The organism is Micrococcus sp. LASM2_SD2, from assembly GCF_057364565.1.
This window is the reverse complement of the sequence record NZ_JBNFOB010000186.1, coordinates 1-4,988: the sequence shown is the minus strand read 5'-3', so window position 1 is coordinate 4,988 and position 4,988 is coordinate 1. Positions and strand designations below refer to the sequence as shown.

The 4,988-nt window shown below is 73.8% G+C and carries 4 protein-coding genes, 1 tRNA gene and 2 pseudogenes; 5 read left to right on the top strand and 2 right to left on the bottom strand.

Going from position 1 to position 4,988, the window contains the following annotated elements; translation table 11 throughout:
* A partial coding sequence (locus AC2W7A_RS09500) for a nucleoside deaminase (protein WP_485991147.1) occupies positions 1–297 on the top strand: 297 nt, incomplete at its 5' end.
* Positions 298–364: 67 nt separating this feature from the next.
* Positions 365–455: transfer RNA gene (locus AC2W7A_RS09495), tRNA-Ser, on the top strand.
* 97 nt (positions 456–552) lie between these two features.
* Here the strand turns inward: AC2W7A_RS09495 and AC2W7A_RS09490 are convergent.
* A pseudogene (locus AC2W7A_RS09490) lies at positions 553–1,425 on the bottom strand (alpha/beta fold hydrolase); the annotation flags it as partial.
* 323 nt (positions 1,426–1,748) lie between these two features.
* Positions 1,749–2,534 (bottom strand): enoyl-CoA hydratase-related protein, encoded by a 786-nt coding sequence (locus AC2W7A_RS09485; protein ID WP_485991146.1) that lies wholly within the window; start codon positions 2,532–2,534, stop codon positions 1,749–1,751.
* A 144-nt stretch (positions 2,535–2,678) separates the two neighbouring features.
* Between AC2W7A_RS09485 and rlmH the strand changes: the two genes are divergently transcribed.
* From rlmH to AC2W7A_RS09470, 3 genes and pseudogenes are all read left to right on the top strand, one after another.
* On the top strand, positions 2,679–3,137 hold the full coding sequence (gene rlmH / locus AC2W7A_RS09480) for a 23S rRNA (pseudouridine(1915)-N(3))-methyltransferase RlmH (RefSeq protein ID WP_485991145.1): 459 nt from the start codon (positions 2,679–2,681) through the stop codon (positions 3,135–3,137).
* 11 nt (positions 3,138–3,148) lie between these two features.
* Positions 3,149–3,556, top strand: a pseudogene (locus tag AC2W7A_RS09475) (DEAD/DEAH box helicase); the annotation flags it as partial.
* Between the two features lie 88 nt (positions 3,557–3,644).
* On the top strand, positions 3,645–4,988 hold a 1,344-nt coding region (locus AC2W7A_RS09470; protein WP_485991144.1), incomplete at its 3' end, for a helicase-related protein.

Below are 4,988 nucleotides of genomic sequence, written 5' to 3'. Positions count from 1 at the left end.
CTGCGCCGGGCCGTGGCCGCACGGCGCGCCGCCGGGGAGGGCGACGGCTGGCGCCTGGAGGACTGCACCCTGGTGGTCAGCCTCGAGCCCTGCCCCATGTGCGCCGGAGCCGTCCTGCTGGCCCGTGTCCCCCGCGTGGTCTTCGGCGCCTGGGACCCGAAGGCCGGCGCCTGCGGCTCCGTGGTGGACGTGCTCCGGGACCCACGCTTCAACCACCAGGCCGAGGTCCGTGCGGGCGTCCGCGAGGCCGAGTGCGCCGCGATCCTGCAGGAGTTCTTCGCGGCCCGCCGCGGCTGAACGGCACCGCCCACCGGGACTCCCGGTTTGGGATCGGCACAGGGTCTCGGGTAGTCTGCACCAGTCTGGTGACGTGTCCGAGCGGCCGAAGGTGCAGCACTCGAAATGCTGTGTACGGTAACCCCGTACCGTGGGTTCAAATCCCACCGTCACCGCCACCTGACAAGGCCCCGGGAACCGCAGGAACATGCGGTTCCCGGGGCCTTCGTCATGCGTGGGGGACCGGCGCCCGCCCACGTTCCGCCCACCTCCGTGTCAGCGGCCTCCCGACGACGGCCGCGCCTGTCCGGCGCCCGCCTCGCCCGGCCGTGCGGCCGGCATCTGCTCGTCCAGGAAGGCCGCGACCGCGTCCCAGGAGAAGTGCAGGCGCCGCCCCGCCAGCGGCACCCGGTGGTGGTGCACCGTGGAGGTCGTGACCGCCGTGTCCCGGGTGAGGTCGACGACGTGTCCGGCGCCGTGCACCTCGTAGAAGATGCTCGGCACGTCCGCACGGACCAGGTCGTCGTAGAGGTCCCGGCTCTGCTGGTGGGGCACCACCGTGTCCCGGGTGCCGTGGACGATCAGCGTGGGCGGGGTCCGCGGGCCCACGTAGGTGCGCGGGCTGGCCTCGTGCACCAGCTGCGGCGCCTGTTGGACGGGCACGCCGAGCATGCGGGACTCGAAGCCGTCCGCGTCCGAGTGGCACTCGGTGATACCGAGGCCCTCGTTGAAGGACTCGCAGGCGCCCGGGAGCATCTGGCCGTCCATGGCCAGGAAGTCGATGGGCGCGAAGAAGTTCACCACCGCCTGCACGTCGGACGGGCGGTCCCACACGCCGCCGACCTGCCCCTCGAACCGCGGCAGCCCCGCCGTCACGCCGGTCATCATGGCGATCCACCCGCCGGAGGAGTTGCCGCCCATCGCGATGCGCTCCCGGTCCAGCTTCAGGTCTCCGGCGTATTCCCGCAGCCAGCGGACGGCCGCCTTGGCGTCGTGCACGTGGGAGGGGAACCGCCCCTGGCCGGAGTTGCGGATGGAGAACGCCGCCACGGCGTAGCCGTGCGGGATCATGGCCTCGGCGATGCGCTCGCCGCCGATGTTGCCGCGGTCCGAGGTCCAGCCGGAGCCGAACGTCCACATGAGCACGGGGAACGGCCCGTCCCGCGGGCACGTAGACGTCCATGACGCCGCCCTCGCCGGCCTGCTGGGCGTACCGGAACCCGGTGAAGACCGTCATGTCCTCACGGGAGGCGATCCGGCGCGGGCCCACACCCACCACCTCCCGCTGGAACCAGCGGTGTCCGAGCATCGCGAGCCATGCGAACACGGCGGCCACCACGGCGCCGATCCCCCACCCCAGCACACGGCGGCGGGGGACGGACCCGCCGGAGGTGCGGGGCCGTCGTCGGGACGCGGCGGAGCGGTCCTCTGTTCCCGAGGCTCGCGTGGCCTCCTCCTCAGGCGTGCTGCCCCTACCCTCCATGACGACTCGCCTCATCGGCCGCGGCGAGGAACGCAGCCACACGCTCGCGGTGCTCGTCGGTCCTCAGCAGCTCTGCCTGGACCCTACCCTCCGCGGCGAACGTCTCCTCCAGGGTGTCCAGGGTGCGGCGGTTGACGGCCGCCTTCGTCTCGGCGAGCGCCCGCCGCGGGGTCTGCGCGAGCTCCTCCGCCCAGGTCAGCGCCGTGGCGACGGCCGCACCGTCCGGGACGACGTCGGCCACCAGCCCGGCCCGTGCGGCCTCGGCGGCGGGAAGCCGGCGCTGCCGCAGCATCAGGTCCATGGCGCGGTGCCGGCCCAGGCTCTCGGCGAGGGTCTGCACGATCCCGCCGTCCGGCACCAGGCCGACCTTCCCGAAGGGCAGCAGCAGGTACGCGGACTCTCCTGCCACCACCAGGTCCGCGGCCACGGCCAGCGAGGCGCCCACACCGGCGGCGGCGCCCTCCACGGCGGCGATGACGGGGACCGGAGCCTCGAGGACCGCACGGACCATGTCCGCGACGGCCGCCATGACGGTGCCCTCCGGGTCCTGTTCCACGGCCTCGTCCGCCGTACCCAGGCGGAACCCCGCGCAGAAGGCCCGTCCGCCGGCGCCGGTGAGGACCACAGCCCGGACGTCCGGCTCGGCGGCGGCGGACCGGACCGCGTCCGCGAGGTCCGCCATGGCATGCCGGTCCAGGGCGTTGTGCGCCTCGGCGAGGTCGATGGTCACCACGGCGGTCGGGCCGCGGCGCTCGGTGCGGACGATGCTCTCCATACCCCGATTCCACCAGGCGCCGGCCGCCCGTGTCGACGCGGCCTCGACGGGCGGACCGCCCCGTGGACGCTCGGGCACGGCCGGCCGGGGCCCGCGGCGGTGCGTCCTGCTGTCCTGTCCGGGGCGGGTGCCATGATGGGACGCATGTCCGTGAAGGTGTTGGCCGTCGGCAAGAAGCACGAGTCCTGGGTGTCCGAGGGGATCACCCGGTACGAGAAGCGCCTGAAGAAGCCCTACGACCTCTCCTGGCAGCTGCTGCCGCACTCCTCCCGGCAGGATGTCTCCGCCCGCACCGAGGAGTCCGAGCGGATCCTGGCGAAGCTCACCCCGGCCGAGCACGTGGTTTTGCTGGACGAGCGCGGCAAGGGCTTCGACTCCCCCGGCCTGGCGCAGCACCTGCAGCGGCAGTTCGACGTCGGCAGGGCGGTCACGCTGATCATCGGGGGCGCGTACGGGGTGGACGAGACCGTGCACGCCCGCGCGGACCGCGTGTGGTCCCTGTCCGGGCTGGTGTTCCCGCACCAGCTGGTCCGGCTGATCCTCGCCGAGCAGGTCTACCGCGCCCAGGAGATCTCCGCGGGACGGCCGTACCACCATGTCTGAGGGGCGGGCCCATGCCTGAGGCGCAGGCCGAGGCCGTCCTCGGCCGCTTCACCGAGCACACCCGCACCTGGTTCACGGGTGCCTTCGAGGCGCCCACCGCCGCGCAGCTGGGCGCGTGGGACGCGGTGTCCTCGGGCCGGAACGCCCTGGTGATCGCGCCGACCGGCTCCGGCAAGACCCTCTCCGCCTTCCTCTGGGCGCTGGACGGCTTCCTCCGCGAGCCGGTCGCCGATGAGGACCCGGCACCCACCAAGGTCCTCTACGTCTCCCCGCTCAAGGCCCTGGGCGTGGACGTGGAGCGCAACCTGCGTGCGCCGCTGATCGGCATCACGCAGACCGCCCGGAACGCCGGGCAGCAGGTGCCGGACATCCGGGTGGGCGTGCGCTCCGGGGACACCCCGGCGGCCGAGCGGCGCCGCCTGGTGCAGGACCCGCCGGACATCCTCATCACCACGCCCGAGTCCCTGTACCTCATGCTCACCTCGCGGCCGCGGGGCGCTGGCCGGGGTGCACACGGTGATCGTGGACGAGGTCCACGCTGTGGCCGGGACCAAACGCGGCGCCCACCTGGCCCTGTCCCTCGAACGGCTCGACGCGATGCTCGAGAAGCCCGTGCAGCGCATCGGCCTGTCCGCTACGGTGGAGCCGGCCTCCGAGGTCGCCCGCTTTCTCGGCGGCGTCCAACCCGTGGACGTGGTGCGTCCGGTGTCCGAGAAGCGCTGGGACCTCACCGTCACCGTGCCCGTGCCGGACATGACGGACCTGTCCCTGTCCCCGCAGACCGGCGGGGGCCAGGAGACCGCCGGGGCCGGCCCGGACGCTGCAGGCACCTCCGAACCCCTCGGCGGGTCGATCTGGCCGCATGTGGAGGAGCGGATCGTGGACCTGGTGTCCCGCAGCCGCTCCACCCTGGTCTTCGCCAACTCGCGTCGCCTCGCCGAGCGCCTCACCGGACGGCTCAACGAGATCTGGGAGGCCCGCCAGGAAGCGGCGGGCGTGCAGGCGGAGGCGGGAACCGTCGTCGGGAATGAACAGGGGCACGACGACGGCCCCTCACCCTGGCCTGCCGGCCGGGAGCCCCAGCGGCTCGGCGACGTCCTCGCCGCGGCCACCGGGCTGGGCCCGGCGACCGCCGCCCAGCCGCCGGCGCAGATGATGGGCGGGGCGGGCACGGACGCCGGGACGGTCTCGGACTTCGCGCGCGCCCACCACGGCTCGGTGTCCAAGGAGCAGCGAGCGATCGTGGAGGAGGCACTGAAGACCGGGCGGATCCGGTGCGTGGTGGCCACGAGCTCGCTGGAGCTGGGCATCGACATGGGCGCGGTGGACCAGGTGATCCAGGTGGAGTCGCCGCCGTCGGTGGCCTCGGGCCTGCAGCGGGTGGGCCGTGCCGGGCACCAGGTGGGTGAGGTCTCCCGCGGCGTGTTCTTCCCGAAGCACCGCGGGGACCTGGTGGACACCGCCGTGGTGACCGAGCGGATGCGGGCCGGGCGGATCGAGGCGCTGCGGATCCCGGCGAACCCGCTGGACATCCTGGCCCAGCACACGGTCTCCGCGGTGGCGGTGCAGGACCTGGAGGCCGAGGAGTGGTTCGACCTGGTGCGCCGGGCCGCGCCGTTCGCCACGCTGCCGCACTCGGCCTACGAGTCCGTGCTGGACCTGCTGGCCGGCAAGTACCCCTCGGACGAGTTCGCCGAGCTGCGTCCGCGCATCCTCTGGGACCGGGAGGTCGGCACGCTGGCGGCCCGCCCGGGTGCGCAGCGGCTGGCCGTGACCTCCGGTGGCACCATCCCGGACCGCGGCCTGTTCGGGGTGTTCCTGGCCTCGGACGCCGCCGCCGAGTCCGGGGCG

Excerpts from the sequence above, each read along its gene's own strand:
- rlmH (WP_485991145.1), top strand. The coding sequence starts at position 2,679 with ATGTCCGTGAAGGTGTTGGCCGTCGGCAAGAAGCACGAGTCCTGGGTG.
- AC2W7A_RS09485 (WP_485991146.1), bottom strand. The coding sequence starts at position 2,534 with ATGGAGAGCATCGTCCGCACCGAGCGCCGCGGCCCGACCGCCGTGGTG.